Origin of the sequence: Streptomyces gossypii (assembly GCF_025165795.1) — a bacterium.
In the GTDB taxonomy this organism is placed as follows: Bacteria; Actinomycetota; Actinomycetes; order Streptomycetales; family Streptomycetaceae; genus Streptomyces; species Streptomyces gossypii.
In genome coordinates this window covers 341,802-357,410 of record NZ_JAJAGO010000006.1, presented here as the reverse complement: position 1 = coordinate 357,410, position 15,609 = coordinate 341,802, and the positions used below count along the sequence as shown (strand labels likewise).

Here is a 15,609-nt window from a genome sequence, read left to right as displayed (position 1 = left end):
TTCCTCCCATGCCGCCCACGCTGACCAAGCCCCCCGCCGCCTCCCAGCCACCGCGCAGCACCCGCCACCGCACGCTCGCCGTGTGCGCGCTGCCCGTGGTCGCGCTGCTCACGGTCGCCGCCGCCGCGCCGCTGCCCTTCTCCGTCGCCCAGCCCGGACTCACCGCGGACGTCCTGGGCGAGCACGAGGGCGAGCAGGTGATCTCCATCTCGGGCAGCGAGCCGCGCGAGACTGAGGGCTCCCTGCTGATGACGACGATCGCGGCGACCCAGCCGGACGAGTCGGTGCGGCTGCCGGATCTGGTCCGGGACTGGTTCGCGACCGACCGGGCGGTGATGCCGCGCGACTCGGTCTACCCGGTGGGCGACACCCCCGAAGAGGTCTCCGAGCACAACACGGCCGAGATGGTGAAGTCGCAGAACGTCGCCGTCGAGGCGGCGCTGCGCGAGCTGAAACTCTCCTCGGACAAGGTGAAGGTCGAACTGAAGCTGGCAGACGTGGGCGGGCCCAGTGCCGGTCTGCTCTTCACTCTCGGCATCATCGACAAACTCGACGGCGACGGCCGCGGCGGCGACCTCACCGGCGGCCGTACGATCGCCGGCACGGGCACCATCGAGGCAAACGGCGAGGTGGGGCCGGTCGGCGGCGTGGCGCTGAAGACGCAGTCCGCCAAACGGGACGGTGCGTCCGTCTTCCTCGTGCCGGCGGACGAGTGCGCGGACGCGGAGGCGGAACTGCCTCAGGGGCTGCGGCTGATCCCGGTGAAGACCCTGGACGGGACGCTGGACGCGCTGAAGGCGCTGAAGGACGGCGACGGGGGCAAGGTGCCGTCCTGCTGACGCCGTCTGGCAGAGCGTGGTCCTGCCGGCAGTCCTTCAGAAGATCTTGCCCGGGTTGAGCAGGCCGTGCGGGTCGAAGACCTGCTTGATGCCGCGCTGCAGCTCCAGGGCGACCGGCCCCAGTTCGCGGGCGAGCCACTCCTTCTTGAGTACACCGACGCCGTGTTCGCCGGTGATCGTGCCGCCCAGCTCTATCCCGAGGGCCATGATCTCGTCGAAGGACTCGCGGGCGCGGCGCGCCTCGTCCTCGTCCTTCGGGTCGAAGCAGACGATGGGATGCGTGTTGCCGTCTCCCGCGTGGGCGCAGACGCCGACGGTGAGCCCGTACTTCTCGCCGATCGCGGCGGCGCCGTCGAGCATCGGAGCCAGCTGGCCCCTGGGCACGCAGACGTCGTCGATCAGCGTCGTGCCCGTCACCTTCTCCAGCGCCACCAGCGCCATCCGCCGTGCCTGGAGCAGCATTTCGGATTCGGCCCTGTCCTCGGCAGGCACCACCTCGGTGGCCCCGGCGGCGGTGCACAGGTCACCGACGGCCGCCAGGTCGGCAGCGGGCTCCGGAGTGTCGAAGGCGGCGAGCACGAGTGCCTCGGTGGACTCCGGAAGGCCCATTCGAGTCAGCTTGTTGACGGCGCGCAGCGTCGTGCGGTCCATGATCTCGAGCAGCGACGGGGTGTGCCCGCGCTCCATGATCCGGCAGACGGCGTCACCGGCCGCCGCCATCGAGGGGAACTCGGCGGCCAGCGCGAGCTGCGCCGGAGGCTCCGGGCGCAGAGCGAGCGTCGCCTGCACGACGATTCCCAGGCTGCCCTCGGAGCCGACCAGCAGCCGGGTCAGGTCGTAGCCCGCGACGCCCTTCGCCGTACGGCGGCCGGTGGACATCAGCCGCCCGTCGGCCAGCACGACCTCCAGGCCCAGCACGTACTCGGCGGTCACGCCGTACTTCACACAGCACAGGCCGCCGGAGGCGGTGCCGATGTTGCCCCCGATGGTGCACTCCTCCCAACTGGAAGGGTCCGGCGGGTAGAAGAGGCCGTGCTCGTTCGCGGCGCGTGAGAGCCGGGCGTTCACGACACCCGGCTCGACGACGGCGATCCGCTCGACCGGGTCGATCTCCAGTATCCGGTCCATCCTGAGCAGCGAGAGCACGATGCAGCCGTCACTCGCGTTCGCTCCTCCCGACAGCCCCGTACGGGCGCCCTGCGGGACGACGGGCACCCGCAGCGCCGTCGCCGTCCGCATGACGTGCTGGACCTGCTCGACGGTGCGCGGCAGCACGACGGCCGCCGAGTCGCCGGCCGGGCAGAACCCGGCCATGTCATGGGCGTACGCCGCCATGACGTCCGGATCGGTGACGACCGCCTCGGCGGGCAGTCCGTCCCGCAGTTGTGCGAGGAGCGTGCTCATGGCAGCAGCGTCGCACTGACCCGGGGGCAGGGCAACAGAGCGGGTGCCTCACCGCTTTCGGTGCCGGCTGGCGCGTCAGTCTGCCTCGCGGGTCGTGACCAGGGTGGCGACGCCGTCCAGGATCCGGTCCAGGCCGAAGCGGAAGTCATCGTCCGGGCCGTCCGCCGCGCTCAGGATTCCGGAGCGCAGCACGGCCGGGATCTCCGGGAAGCGGTCCGCGTCGGTGAGTCTGCCCAGCAGCCGGCCGTAGGCCGCCGTCGTCGGTTCCATGCTGGCACCGGCCGCGCGGGCGGCGGCGTCGCATCAGGGTGATCACGCCGAGCTTCTCGCCCGGGGAGAGGGCGGTGGCGCGCAGGCAGGCCATCCCCTTCTCCGTCCAGGCGACGGAGTGCGGAGTCGCGGGAGGGGTGCTGATCGGGACCCGCAATGACCACAGGTCCCGGTCGAACACGGCCCGCTGTGCGGAGGCCCAGAAGGCGAGCGCGGGCCGCCAGCCGTCCTCCGGGCGGCGGGCCCTCGGGCGGGGTCCCGGCCGCGCTGTCCACCATCAGGATCAGCAGCTCCTCCTTGGAGGCGACGTACCGGTACAAGGACATGGTGGAGACGCCCAGTTCGGCGGCGACCCGGCTCATCGAGACCGCCGACAGCCCCCTCCGCGGCGGCGAGGGCGATCGCGGTGTCGATGACGCGGGCGGCGCTGCCCGGTGCCGGTGTCGTCCCCCGTGCCCTCTTCCCTGTCCGTTCCGGCTGCGTACACGGTGAGCACCGGGGCCCGCGCTGGGGGCCCCGAGCCACGCGCCGCCCGCCCCGCCGCCCGCCCCGGTGCGCGAGGCGGGCGGCGGCGCGCGCAGGTCAGAGGTTGCCGCGCTTGTCCTGCTCCCGCTCGATCGCTTCGAAGAGCGCCTTGAAGTTGCCCTTCCCGAAGCCCATCGAGCCGTGCCGCTCGATCATCTCGAAGAACACCGTCGGCTTGTCCTGCACCGGCTTGGTGAAGATCTGCAGCAGGTAGCCGTCTTCGTCGCGGTCCGCCAGGATGCGGTTCTCGCGCAGCTCGTCGATCGGGACGCGGGTGTCGCCGACCCACTCGCCGAGGGTGTCGTAGTAGGAGTCGGGCACGTTGAGGAACTGGACTCCGGCCGCCCGCATGGCCTTCACGGTCGCGACGATGTCGTTCGTGGCCAGCGCGATGTGCTGCACGCCCGGCCCGCCGTAGAACTCCAGATACTCGTCGATCTGGGACTTCTTCTTCCCGATCGCGGGCTCGTTGATGGGGAACTTCACCTTCTTGGTGCCGTCCGCGACGACCTTCGACATGAGCGCGGAGTACTCGGTGGCGATGTCGTCGCCCACGAACTCCTTCATGTTGGTGAAGCCCATGACGTTGTTGTAGAAGGCCACCCAGTCGTTCATCCGGCCGAGTTCGACGTTTCCGACGCAGTGGTCGATCGCCTGGAAGGTGCGCCGCTCGGGGGGCGCGACCATCGGGGTGGCCTTGCTGAAGCCGGGCAGGTAGGGGCCGTCGTAGGCACCGCGCTCGACAAGCGTGTGCCGGGTCTCGCCGTAGGTGGCGATGGAGGCGAGGACGACGGTGCCGTGCTCGTCCTTGACCTCGTGCGGCTCCTGAAGGCTGGTGGCGCCGTGCTTCACCGCGTAGGCGTGCGCGGCGCGGGCGTCCGGCACCTCGACGGCGAGGTCGACGACGCCGTCGCCGTGCGCCGCCACATGACCGGCGAGGAAGCGGCCGTGCACGGTGGACGGCTTGATGACGGACGTGAAGACGAAGCGGGCGGAACCGGACTCGAGTACGTAACTGGCGGTCTCCCGGCTGCCGGTCTCCGGTCCGGAGTAGGCGACGAGCTGCATGCCGAAGGCGCTGGAGTAGTAGTGCGCGGCCTGCTTGGCGTTGCCTACGGCGAAGACGACCGCGTCCATCCCGTGCACCGGGAAGGGATCGGCCTGCCGGGCGGTCTCGGGGGTTGTGTGCGTGGTCTCAGTCATAGGCGAAGGCTCCCGCTCATCCACAAGATGCGCAATAGTTCCCGTTTGAGGTGGACAATATGCACAGGCAGGTCCCGTCTATGCCGGGCGATCTGCACAGGATGACCAACAGAACGCGAGAAAGAGGAGTGGCGTGTCGATCGATGAGCTGGACGGGCGGCTGCTGGAGCTGCTGGCAGGGGAACCCCGGATAGGCGTGCTGGAGGCGTCCCGCCGCCTCGGCGTCGCGCGCGGCACCGTGCAGGCGCGCCTGGACCGCCTGCAGTCGACGGGCGTCATCCGGGGGTTCGGGCCGGACGTCGACACCGGTGCGCTCGGCTATCCGGTGACGGCCTTCGCCACCCTGGAGATCAAGCAGGGCCAGGGGGCCGACGTACGGGCGCACTTGGCCACCGTCCCGGAGGTGCTGGAGCTGCACACCACCACCGGGCACGGCGACATGCTCTGCCGGTTGGTCGCCCGCTCGAACGCCGACCTCCAGCGGGTGATCGACCGGGTGGTGGGCTTCGACGGCATCGTGCGGGCCTCGACGGCCATCGTGATGGAGAACCCCGTGCCGCTGCGCATCGTGCCGCTGGTGCGTCAGGCCGCCCGCGAGAGCGGGTGAGGCGGGGGCGCCGGGGCACGATGCGCAGCGGCACCGGGGGAGTGGGGGTCCGGGGCGGGGATCAGGGAGTGATCCCCGCGTCCCCCGGCTCTCCGGAGTCGTCCGAGGGCCACGCCTCGCGCGCAGTGGGGCTGAGCAGCTCTCTCAGCCCGTCGTCGATCCCCAGCCGCTCGTGTTCCCTGCTCGGCGGCACCGCACGCAGCGTGCTCTCCAGCCATGCCGAGAGCGCCGGGACGGGGACCTCCAACAGCGCGTCACCGTCCGGCGAGGACAGCGCCAGACACAGGACTCCGTGCGACTCCACCCGCGTCGGCCACACCCGGACGTCCCCCTGCCCGCACGGCCGGAACACGCCCTCGACGAGCAACTCGCGGGCGAACGTCCACAGGACGGGGCTGCCCGAACCGATGTGGAAGGCGACGTGGACCGCGTACGGATCGCACGTGTGGTAGATGAACCGGGACGGGACGGCGATGCTCCGCTCCGGCGACAGCACCAGCCTGAGTTCCAGCTCGCTTTCGATGACGGTCCGCATGTCGTTGCCTTCCCCTCGTGCCGTGCCCGCCCGGTGCGGACGGTCGCGCACGGGAGAGAGCAGCCCGCGCCGTCACTCTTACACGACTTCGGGGGACTTTCCGGGGGAACTCCTCCGCTGTGACGAGCATGACCTCCGGGGCCGCGTCAGGCAGGGTCGGCCCGGTAGCGAGGCGTCCTGGTGCGGTCAGCGGCAAGGCGCCCGATCGGCCTCGTAGCGGGCCTGCTCGGCCAGCCGGGCAGCGCGGCCGATGGCCGTGCCAGGACGGCGAGCGGGGCGAACCCTGCCTGACGCGGGCCTGGCAGCGGCACCCGTCGGGACGTCCTGGGGCTGGTCCTCTTCTCCCTCTCCCTCCGTTCTTCGTTAATGTCCTCCTTGGAGAGGCGGAGGTACGCGCCCGGTCGCTGCGGTACGTACGACGCGCAGCCCCTCGTCAGGCAGGGGTGGCGGGCTCGTCCGCGCTCGCGGAGGCGGGCGAGGGCGGGGGTGCCGACTCCTGGCAGGGCGGACAGGTCAAGTGTGTTGCGATGGGAGTTGACGGCATTGGTGCCCCCTGGGAGCAGCGAGAACGTACCCCGTTCAGGGTATTACCCGGATCCGTCCATTCCGGGGTATATCCGGTACTGGAGCGGTACGGCCTGGGTGCCCGGCACCAGCCGCCCCGAGCCACGCGAGGGCGAGCCGATGCCGCAGCCCCCCGACGCGGACGCGGGCACCGGCACCGGCAGCACCGCACCGGAGGCGGCGGGCGCGGCCCAAGTCCCGGCCGCGCGTACGGCGGGACCGCCGGAGGAGGCACCGCAGGCGGAGCAGCCGGAGGCGCACCGGCCGCCGCCCGTGGAGGAGACCGGCCCCGTCTTCCTCGACGATCTGCCTCCGGCGGATGCGATGCCCCCGGCAGGCGCGGCGCCCCCGGCGGAAGAAGTACCCAGGGCGGGCGCGGCCGACGGCGGTGCCTCACTCCCGGAGGCGCGCCCGAGCGGCGAGTTCGGCTCTCAGGAGCCCGTCGTCGACTGGGACGACCCTCGCAGACTGCACGGCAACCGCCCCGAGGCGGCCACGGCTTGGCAGCCGGAGTCCTCGGACCAGCCCGGCTCGGGGGCGGCCGACCCGCGCGGTAACTGGCGGCGTACGGAGCAGGACGGCCCCGGCTCCGCTTCCCGCCCGGGCCGGCCGGACGCACCGGCATCCGCGCCTGCGTCTCCACCGGCGTCCGCGACGTCTGCCCCGCAGAGCGAGTCGACGGACACGGTCGGCATCCGCATCCCGCGCCCGGCCGACGGCGACCGCGCGAGAGGTTCCCAGCAGCCCGAGCGCACCGTGGGCCTGCGCCGTTCGGATGTCCTGGGCATGGGGGGTGCCGGAAGCGCCGCGCGCAGCTCCGGGGCGCCCGCGAGCGGAGCACAGACGCACCCGCCGACCGAGCCCGCCCAGGAACCGGTCCAGGGGCCCGTGCAGAGCCCCAGCCAGGCCGCCGCCGCAGCAGCTGCGGCCATGGCTCCCGCACCAGCGCCCGCTCCCGCACCGGCGCCCGCCGCGCCGGACGCGGCACGGCCGCCCTGGGCGCAGCAGGTGCACGACTTCGCGCAGCAGCCTCAGCAGCCTCAGCAGCCCGCGCAGACTCCGCAGCCGATGCCGGGCGGCGGACTGCCCGCGCAGCCGCAGGGCGGCGGCCCGGACGCCGTCGCGCCCTGGCGGCCCCCGGTCTCCGACCCCTTCCTGCTGGCCGCCCAGCAGCAGGCGCGGCCCGCCGGGCTCGGCAGGCGCTTCGCCGCCCGACTGCTGGACGGGCTGATCGTCTTCGGGGTGGCGGGCGCCGTCGCCTTTCCGTTCGTGGGCAAGGCGACCGACCATATCGACGCCAAGATCGACGCGGCCGAACAGGCGGGCGTCACGCGTGAGGTCTGGCTGGTGGACGGCACGACGGGCGGCTACCTCGCGCTCGTCCTCGGCGCCTTCCTCGTCTTCGGGCTGCTCTACGAGGCGCTGCCGACCGCCCGTTGGGGCCGCACCCTGGGCAAGAAGCTGTTCGGTATCAAGGTCCTCGGCGTCGAGAGCCAGGAACGGCCGGGGTTCCCAGCCGCGCTGCTGCGCTGGCTGACCTACAGCCTGCTGGCGGTGCTCGTGCTCGGTGTCGTCAACGTGCTGTGGTGCTTGTTCGACCGCCCCTGGCGCCAGTGCTGGCACGACAAGGCGGCACGGACCTTCGTGGCGGGCGGCTGAGCGGCTGCCGAGTGTGCGGCTGAGCGTGTGGCTGAGCGGCGGGGCGTCCCCCTAACGGACGGCGCCGGATGCGGGGCCGCCGGGAGCGCGGTCCACTCGGGACATGAGCACCGAGCAACCGGAAGACCCGTTCCGGAAACGGCCCCCGTCCGAGCCGTCGTCCGAGCCGCCCTCGCAGTCGTCGTCCGGCGAGGGACGGCCGTCCGGTTCGCCGTACGGCCAACCGGGTGGAGCGGGCTCCCCGTACGGCGGCGCGCCCCCGCCGCCCGGGTACGGCGACCCCTACGGCACCGGCCCGTACGGGGACGCGGGCGGGGCCACCGACCCGCTGGCGGGGATGCCGCCGCTGGGGTCGCGCGGCAGGCGACTGGTGGCCCGGATCATCGACGCACTGCTCATCGGCATTCCGGTGGGCATCATCCTCGGCGTCATCGGTGGCTTCGACTACGACGACACCGATACCGGCCTCTGGCAGGGCAGTGCGTACACCCTCGTGTATTTCGTCTATGAGGGACTGATGCTGTCGAAGTCGGGCCAGACGGTGGGCAAGAGGCTGATGAAGATCCGGGTGGCCATACTCCAGGACGGCGCGGTGCCCGCCGGACCCCCTGCGTGGATCCGGGCGGTGATCTACCAGTTGCCCTCGCTCGTGCCGTGTCTCGGGACGCTCTTCTGGCTGCTGAACGTGCTCTTCTGCACCTGGGACAAGCCCTACCGGCAGTGTCTGCACGACAAGGGCGCCAAGACGGTTGTCGTCGCGGTCACCTGACCGGGCGCGGCGGTCCGGTCAGGTGAGGAGCGGCCGGTCAGCGGCGCAGGGACGCCTGCGGGACGCGGGTCCGGTGCTCCGTGGCTGCGGGGCTGGTGCCGGCGGCTGCCGTGCTGGTGGCGGCCGTGCCGGTGACCGCGGAAGCCGGTGCGGTGGCCGGTGCGGTGAGCCCCGCTCCGGCTTCGGTGGCAGCGTCCTCGCGGCGGGAGCGGACCAGCGGTGCCGTGAGGGCGACGAGCAGCCCCAGTGCCAGCGCCACGACGGCGATCAGCATGACCGCCATGCCCGAAGTGGCGTCGGAGAGCAGCAGCATGGCGAGAGTGGAGCAGACAACGGTGACCAGACCGTAGGCGAGCTGTGCGGGAGCAGGACGCGGCATGGCGGGGATCCGTCCTCGGGGGGCTGTCGGGGGTGGTGGAGCCATACGATCCGGTACGAATGGCGCGCCGTCGAACGACTCTACGATGCGAAATGCCCACCTGCCAGCCCGGTAAGCGTTACCTCACCCATGGCGCTGCGGCATGGGGGGCGCACGGGCGCACGGCACTCCTGACGTCCCGACAAGTGGACGGAGCAACCTACTGCCCTGCTCCGGATTGAATCAAGGTCTGTCTTTTCCGGCGCTACTCCGGTCGAATACGTTCGTCAAGTCACTGCGTTTGCAGGGAGGACACCGAACAAGTGAACAGCAGACAGAGGTCCATAAGATCGAGGTCGGCTGCGCTGGCCACCGCCGTCGCGGCGTTGGGGGCGACCGTGCTGCTGCCCGTCTCGGCAGCGGAGGCGCAGCCGCGTCCCCAGCCGGAGCCGCAGACCGCTCCGGCCGGCGACAAGGCCGGGGAGCAGCAGCCCAACCACAATCTGGACGGGCCGTTCAGCAAGCAGCAGCGCAACGAGCGCCAGGCCGCGCTGCAGAAGCTCGCCACCGGCGACGGCGACAAGGGTGAGGCGAAGACCCTCACCCGCAACGACTCCAAGGTGATGAAGCTCGGCGACGGCAAGTACGTCGAGCTGGAGCGGGAGAAGACCGACAAGATCTTCACCATCCTGGTGGAGTTCGGCGACAAGGTCGACCCTCAGTACGGCGGTGACCCCGGCCCGCTGCACAACAAGATCGCGAAGCCCGACCGTGCGGACAACAACTCCACGCTCTGGCAGGAGGACTTCGACCGCGAGCACTTCAGGGAGATCTACTTCGGTGACACCGAGGACTCCCTGAAGAACTACTACGAGAAGCAGTCCTCGGGCCGCTACTCGGTGGACGGCACCGTCTCCGACTGGGTCAAGGTCGACTACAACGAGGCCCGGTACGGCTCCAACTACTGCGGCGACACCACCTGCCCGACCGTGTGGGACGCGATCCGCGACGGCGTCACGTCCTGGACCGAGGACCAGAAGGCCCAGGGCAAGACGGACGAGGAGATAGCCGCCCAGCTCGCCGAGTACGACGAGTGGGACCGCTACGACTACGACGGCGACGGCGACTTCAACGAGTCCGACGGCTACATCGACCACTTCCAGTTCATCCACGCGGGCGAGGACGAGTCCGCGGGCGGCGGCGCGCAGGGCACTGACGCGATCTGGGCGCACCGCTGGTACGCGTACGGCACCGAGGCGGGCCACACCGGTCCGGAGTACAACAAGTCCGGAGGCACCGAGATCGGTGACACCGGCATCTGGGTCGGTGACTACACCGCCCAGCCGGAGAACGGCGGCATCGGCGTCTTCGCCCACGAGTACGGTCACGACCTGGGCCTGCCGGACCACTACGACACCACCGGGACCGGCGAGAACTCCGTCGGCTTCTGGTCGCTGATGTCGTCGGGTTCCTGGCTCAACAAGGGCAAGGACGCAATCGGCGACTCGGCCGGTGACCTGAACGCCTGGGACAAGTTCCAGCTGGGCTGGCTGGACTACGAGACCGCCAAGGCGGCCACGAAGTCCACGCACAAGCTGGGCTATCAGAGCTATCAGACGAAGAATCCGCAGGCGCTCATCGTGGAGCTGCCGAAGAAGGAAGTCACCACCACCATCACCAAGCCCGCCGAGGGCGAGCAGCAGTGGTGGAGCGGCAGCGGCGACGACCTGCGGAACACCCTCACCCGTTCCGTCGACCTCACCGGCAAGACCGGTGCCACGCTGGATCTCCAGGGGTGGTGGGACATCGAGGAGAACTACGACTACCTCTACACCGAGGTCTCGACCGACGGCGGCTCCAACTGGACTCCGCTGGACGGCACGGTGGACGGCGAGCCACTGCCGAGGGACGGCGGCGACCGCCCGGCGCTGCACGGTGTGTCGGAGTCCTACCGGGACCTCTCCTACCCGCTGGACGAGTACGCGGGTAAGAAGTTCGACATTCGCTTCCGTTATCTGACGGATGGTGGAGTGGCGCAGCAGGGCTTCACCGCCGACGCGATCTCGATCACCGCCGACGGTGAGAAGGTGCTGGAGGACGGCGCCGAGGGAGACAGCGACAACGGCTGGACGAAGGACGGTTTCTCGCGCATCGCCGAGTCCTTCACCAAGAGCTACGAGCAGTTCTACATCGCGGAGAACCGCCAGCACGTGGGGTACGACAAGTCGCTCGCCCACGGCCCGTACAACTTCGGGTGGGCCTCCACGCGACCGGACTGGGTGGAGCGCTACGGCTACCAGACCGGACTGCTCGTATGGCTCTGGGACACCTCGCAGAAGGACAACAATGTCGGCGTCCATCCTGGTGAGGGCCTCATCCTGCCGGTGGACGCGCACGCGAAGCCCGAGAAGTGGAAGGACGGCAGCCTGATGCGGGCCCGCGTCCAGGCGTACGACTCGACCTTCAGCTGGTACCCGTCGAGCGGCATGAAGCTGCACGACGACGGTGAGAAGAAGTACGTGATGCCGAAGTGGGGCAAGCCGGTATTCGACGACCACAAGGGTACGTACTGGTATGAGTCCAACCCGCAGGCCGGAGTGAAGGTGCCGGACACCAACACCCGGATCTCGATCCTCCAGCAGCCGTTCAGCGGCAAGACGATCACCGTGCGAGTGGGACCCTCCACACACTGATTTGCATCGTTGCAGGTCAAAACATGATCGGCCGTTGCCCCCTAGCGGGCAGCGGCCGATCGCGTTTAGATGCCCCCGTGAGTTCTTCTGACGGCGGGTCTGCGGGGGAGATGTTGATCATGACTGGAGGCGGGTTCGCCCGGCTGCCCGACGGCAGCGTGATCGTCGCGCTGTCCCTTCCACGTCCGTTCGCGGACGGGGCGGGAGCGGACGGCGCGGGCGTGGGCGGCGCGACGGTGAAACGCGACGGGCGGCGGGCACGGGACGTGCCGGACGCACGCGAGGTCTACGAGGCGCGGGAGGTGCGGAGCGTGTACGAGGCGGGGGACGTGCGCATCGGTGCCGCGCCGTACTGGCCATGGCGGGCCAGATCCGCCGCAGACGCCGTCGGCGCTCCGCACGAGCCCCGGCGTCGCCGCTGGTCCGCACACGCGGACGAGGCGCATACAGTGCGCGCCGCCGCCCCGGCACCGCCCGGCCTCACCGAGGAACCCCGGGTGCGGGTGCTGGTGCATGCCGGAAACCGTGCCCGTGCCCTGACCCGGCTGCGGAACCTCGGCCTGCGCGCCGTCTATCTGCGGGGCAACACGGAGCCGCCCACTCCGGACGAGATCACCGCCGTCCTGCACCACCCGGACGGTCTGGTCTGGCGGGCGAACCCGGGTGACGACACCGAAGCCTGGCACCCCATAGCCGCCCTGCTGCGCCACCCGCACCGCCCCCGTAAGGCATGGGAGGTGCCGTCCGGAAGCCTCTGGCCCCGCGAGGCGTGACCCCTCCAGGGCCCGCCCGAGGCGCCGGACCGGACGCAGGCGCCTCGCCGGGTCAGCCTGCGGGGCGTACCACCGGCCGGCCGGTCAGTCCCACGCCCGCCTCGCGCAGCTCGTCCAGCGCCCGCGCGGTGGTGCCGGGCGCGACGCCTGCCGTGAGGTCCAGCAGCACCTTGGTGTCGAAGCCTTCCCGCGCCGCGTCCTGCGCGGTGGCGCGCACGCAGTGGTCGGCGGCGATGCCGACCACGTCGACCTCCGTCACCTCGTGGTCCCGCAGCCACTCCGCCAGCGACTGCCCGTTCTCGTCGGCACCCTCGAAACCGCTGTAGGCGGCGGCGAAGGCGCCCTTGTCGAAGACGGCGTCGATCGCGCCCGAGGCCACTGCCGGTGCGAAGTTGGGGTGGAAGCCGATTCCCTCCGTGCCCGCGACGCAGTGCGGGGGCCAGCTGTGCTCGAAGTCCGGGTTCGCCGCGAAGTGGTCGCCCGGCTCGATATGGCAGTCCCTGGTCGCCACGACATGGCGGTAACCGGCGGACGCGTTGCCGACGAGGTCGGTGATCGCGGCGGCGACGTCGGCGCCGCCCGCGACCGCGAGGCTGCCGCCCTCGCAGAAGTCGTTCTGCACGTCCACGATGATCAGTGCCCGGTGCATGGCGCACACCTTTCGGCCGGAGATGGCGGTTCGGTCAGCCAGCGGGACCGAGCCTATGGGGTGTCTTCAACGTAGCGCCGCCCCTCCCCCCTGGACCGCCAAGGCCGCAGGGGCGAGGGACGGGGCCGGCGGGTGGCCTCAGCGGTACTCGGTCGCCAGTACGGGCTCACCCTTCGACAGCTGGGTCGCGGACAGCGGGAGGCTCGCCAGCGCCTCGCGGTGCCGGTCACGGGCCGCGTCCAGCGGCTCCTTGCCCACCGTACGGCCGCCCCGCACCAGCGGCACCTGGAGCAGCGTGTCCGCCAGCTCCGGCGGCACCGGGCCGGTGCCGACCACCTCCGCCTCGGCGACACCGTCCGCGTCCCGTGGGCGGGCCGCCCATTTCGTGCCGCCCAGGCTGAGCTTGCCGCCCAGCGACTTCTTCGCCACCGCCCGCATCGGCGTCTGGGCCGGGTCGTGGCCCGGCTGCGCTTCGGTGTCGGCGCGGGAGACCAGCTTGTAGACCATGGAGCAGGTCGGATGCCCGCTGCCGGTCACCAGCTGCGTCCCGACCCCGTACGCGTCCACCGGGGCCGCGGCGAGCGAGGCGATCGCGTACTCGTCCAGGTCGCTGGTGACCACGATCCGCGTCCCGTGCGCGCCCAGCTCGTCCAGCTGCTGCCGCACCCGGTGGGCGACCAGCAGCAGGTCCCCGGAGTCGATCCGTACGGCGCCCAGCTTCGGCCCGGCGACCTCCACCGCCGTACGGACCGCGGCCGTCACGTCGTAGGTGTCCACGAGCAGTGTGGTGCCGCTGCCGAGGGAGTCGACCTGGGCGGTGAAGGCGTCCCGCTCGGTGTCGTGCAGCAGGGTGAAGGCGTGGGCGCTGGTGCCCGCGGTCGGGATGTCGTAGCGGAATCCGGCCGCCAGGTCGGAGGTGGCGGAGAAGCCGCCGACGTACGCCGCCCGCGAGGCGGCAACGGCCGACAGCTCGTGAGTGCGGCGCGCGCCCATCTCGACGAGCCTGCGGCCGCCCGCCGCCACGGCCATCCGGGAGGCGGCGGCGGCGACGGCCGAATCGTGGTTGAGGATCGACAGGATCACCGTCTCCAGCACCACGCACTCGGCGAAGCTGCCCTCGACCCGCAGCAGCGGGGAGCCGGGGAAGTAGACCTCGCCCTCGGGGTAGCCGTGGATGTCGCCCGTGAAGCGGTAGCCGGCCAGCCGCTGGAGAGTGGCTTCGTCGACGATGCCGTGCGAGCGCAGGAAATCCAGCACCGGGCCGTCGAAGCGGAAGTTCTCCACCGCGTCCAGCACCCGGCCGGTGCCCGCCACCACGCCGTACCGGCGGCCCTCGGGAAGGCGGCGGGTGAAGACCTCGAAGACCGACCTGCGCTCCGCCGTACCGGCGCGCAGCGCGGCCTGCAGCATGGTCAGCTCGTACTGGTCGGTGAACAGCGCCGTGGAGGGCACGGACACCGGGAGTTCCAGATCCGGAGTGTTCATGGTCCGATACTACCTCGGATCTCGTCAGTTTGACGATTATTCTGGTGACGGTTGCCGCGTGCCCGTGCGTCGGGCATGTGCCGGATACGTACCGTGATGCCCTGTATGCGGCAGCCGTTTTGCGCGACCGGGCCCCATGGGTGGCAGCATGGACCTGTGAGTGTTGCCCCCGTGGAGATCGAGCGTCCGGAGTCGAGCGAGCAGCCCATCGAGGTTCCGGAGCCGGACGTCCCCTGGGCGACCGTCGTGCACAACGACCCGGTCAACCTCATGAGCTACGTGACCTATGTGTTCCAGAGCTACTTCGGCTATCCGAAGGACAAGGCCAAGAAGCTGATGATGGACGTCCACCACAAGGGCCGCGCGGTCGTCTCCACAGGCAGCCGCGAGGAGATGGAGCGCGATGTGCAGGCGATGCACGGCTACGGCCTGTGGGCGACCCTCACCCAGGACCGCTGATGGCGGGCAGCTTCGAGGCCACCGGTGACGGCGGCGCGGCAATCGCGCTCGACGAGGTGGAGATCTCGATCCTGCGCAGCCTCGCGGTGCAGCTGCTGGAACTGATCGGCCCGGGCGAGGAGCCTGCCGAGGGCGAGGACCCGCTCGCCGCCCTTTTCGCCGAGGGGCCCAGCGAACCGCCCTCCGACCCGGCACTGGCCCGCCTCTTCCCGGACGCCTACCGGGGCCCGGACGCCGAGGCGGGCGGCCCCGGCGACGAGGCTGTTCCCAACGAGGATCTGCGCACCGCCTCCGCGGACTTCCGGCGCTTCACGGAGAACGACCTGCGCGCCCGTAAGCGTGAGGACGCCCTCGCGGTCGTTCGGGCGCTGGACGCCCTCACGGCGCACGGAGAGGGCGGCGCGGTGCTCACTCTCACCCGGGCCCAGTCGCAGCAGTGGCTCGGCACGCTCAACGACCTGCGGCTGGCCATCGGCACCCGGCTCGAAGTGAGCGATGACGACGACGGCGGCGGGCTCTACTCGCTGCCGGACGAGGATCCGCGCAAGCCGATGGTGATGGCCTATCTCTGGCTCGGGGCACTCCAGGAGACGCTCGTCGAGACCCTGCTGGACTGAAGCGCCGCTGGCCGAGGCGCTGTTGGCCTGAAACGGGGCTGGCCTGAAACGGGGCTGGACTGGAACGGGGGTGGGCTGAAATCCTCCTGGGCCGGGCCCTGTTGGTTAGAGTCCTGGCCGGTGGCTCCCTGACCCGGCCGGACTCCGCCGAGGCCCGCCGGAGCCGATGGGCCGGCTCGGCCGACTTGATCCTCATTACT

At 71.0% G+C, this 15,609-nt stretch carries 15 protein-coding genes; 8 read left to right on the top strand and 7 right to left on the bottom strand.

Annotated elements, in window-relative coordinates; genetic code table 11:
- Positions 1-8: 8 nt before the first annotated feature.
- The gene (locus LHJ74_RS15345; RefSeq protein WP_260218577.1) at positions 9-839 is read left to right on the top strand and encodes a S16 family serine protease; all 831 of its coding nucleotides are present in this window, start codon (positions 9-11) and stop codon (positions 837-839) included.
- Between the two features lie 36 nt (positions 840-875).
- Here the strand turns inward: LHJ74_RS15345 and LHJ74_RS15340 are convergent, their stop codons facing one another.
- The 3 genes from LHJ74_RS15340 to hppD all read right to left on the bottom strand — a co-directional run bounded on the left by LHJ74_RS15340 (position 876) and on the right by hppD (position 4,241).
- A complete protein-coding gene (locus LHJ74_RS15340) occupies positions 876-2,243 on the bottom strand; it encodes an FAD-binding oxidoreductase (protein ID WP_260218576.1) in 1,368 nt (455 codons plus the stop codon).
- A gap of 75 nt (positions 2,244-2,318) precedes the next feature.
- On the bottom strand, positions 2,319-2,513 hold the full coding sequence (locus LHJ74_RS15335; RefSeq protein ID WP_260218575.1) for a TetR/AcrR family transcriptional regulator C-terminal domain-containing protein: 195 nt from the start codon (positions 2,511-2,513) through the stop codon (positions 2,319-2,321).
- Between the two features lie 582 nt (positions 2,514-3,095).
- A complete protein-coding gene (hppD, locus tag LHJ74_RS15330) occupies positions 3,096-4,241 on the bottom strand; it encodes a 4-hydroxyphenylpyruvate dioxygenase (RefSeq protein WP_260218574.1) in 1,146 nt (381 codons plus the stop codon).
- A 133-nt stretch (positions 4,242-4,374) separates the two neighbouring features.
- Here hppD and LHJ74_RS15325 point away from each other — a divergent pair, with 133 nt between their 5' ends.
- Complete coding sequence (locus tag LHJ74_RS15325) at positions 4,375-4,848, top strand: Lrp/AsnC family transcriptional regulator (RefSeq protein ID WP_260218573.1); 474 nt, start codon at positions 4,375-4,377, stop codon at positions 4,846-4,848.
- Between the two features lie 61 nt (positions 4,849-4,909).
- Here LHJ74_RS15325 and LHJ74_RS15320 read toward each other — a convergent pair whose 3' ends face one another.
- The gene (locus tag LHJ74_RS15320) at positions 4,910-5,383 is read right to left on the bottom strand and encodes an SsgA family sporulation/cell division regulator (RefSeq protein ID WP_260218572.1); all 474 of its coding nucleotides are present in this window, start codon (positions 5,381-5,383) and stop codon (positions 4,910-4,912) included.
- 543 nt (positions 5,384-5,926) lie between these two features.
- On the opposite strand from LHJ74_RS15320, the gene LHJ74_RS15315 reads away from it, so the two are divergent.
- The gene (locus LHJ74_RS15315; protein WP_446033485.1) at positions 5,927-7,606 is read left to right on the top strand and encodes an RDD family protein; all 1,680 of its coding nucleotides are present in this window, start codon (positions 5,927-5,929) and stop codon (positions 7,604-7,606) included.
- A gap of 103 nt (positions 7,607-7,709) precedes the next feature.
- The gene (locus LHJ74_RS15310) at positions 7,710-8,375 is read left to right on the top strand and encodes an RDD family protein (protein WP_260218570.1); all 666 of its coding nucleotides are present in this window, start codon (positions 7,710-7,712) and stop codon (positions 8,373-8,375) included.
- Between the two features lie 37 nt (positions 8,376-8,412).
- Here LHJ74_RS15310 and LHJ74_RS15305 read toward each other — a convergent pair whose 3' ends face one another.
- Complete coding sequence (locus LHJ74_RS15305) at positions 8,413-8,754, bottom strand: hypothetical protein (protein WP_260218569.1); 342 nt, start codon at positions 8,752-8,754, stop codon at positions 8,413-8,415.
- Positions 8,755-9,056: 302 nt separating this feature from the next.
- Here LHJ74_RS15305 and LHJ74_RS15300 point away from each other — a divergent pair, with 302 nt between their 5' ends.
- Entirely contained in the window at positions 9,057-11,426 is a 2,370-nt protein-coding gene (locus tag LHJ74_RS15300; protein ID WP_260218568.1) for an immune inhibitor A domain-containing protein, read from the top strand.
- 449 nt (positions 11,427-11,875) lie between these two features.
- Positions 11,876-12,199 carry a hypothetical protein gene (locus tag LHJ74_RS15295; RefSeq protein WP_260218661.1) on the top strand — a complete coding sequence of 108 codons (324 nt, stop codon included), beginning with the start codon at positions 11,876-11,878 and terminating at the stop codon, positions 12,197-12,199.
- A 52-nt stretch (positions 12,200-12,251) separates the two neighbouring features.
- On the opposite strand, the gene LHJ74_RS15290 is transcribed toward LHJ74_RS15295, so the two are convergent.
- Complete coding sequence (locus tag LHJ74_RS15290) at positions 12,252-12,848, bottom strand: isochorismatase family protein (protein ID WP_260218567.1); 597 nt, start codon at positions 12,846-12,848, stop codon at positions 12,252-12,254.
- Positions 12,849-12,986: 138 nt separating this feature from the next.
- Complete coding sequence (locus LHJ74_RS15285; protein WP_260218566.1) at positions 12,987-14,333, bottom strand: nicotinate phosphoribosyltransferase; 1,347 nt, start codon at positions 14,331-14,333, stop codon at positions 12,987-12,989.
- 156 nt (positions 14,334-14,489) lie between these two features.
- Between LHJ74_RS15285 and clpS the strand changes: the two genes are divergently transcribed.
- Positions 14,490-14,792, top strand: coding sequence for an ATP-dependent Clp protease adapter ClpS (gene clpS / locus LHJ74_RS15280; RefSeq protein ID WP_260218565.1), 303 nt, complete (start codon positions 14,490-14,492; stop codon positions 14,790-14,792).
- Entirely contained in the window at positions 14,792-15,409 is a 618-nt protein-coding gene (locus LHJ74_RS15275) for a DUF2017 domain-containing protein (RefSeq protein ID WP_260218564.1), read from the top strand. Before clpS ends, LHJ74_RS15275 begins: the two co-directional genes overlap by 1 nt.
- Positions 15,410-15,609 lie beyond the last annotated feature (200 nt).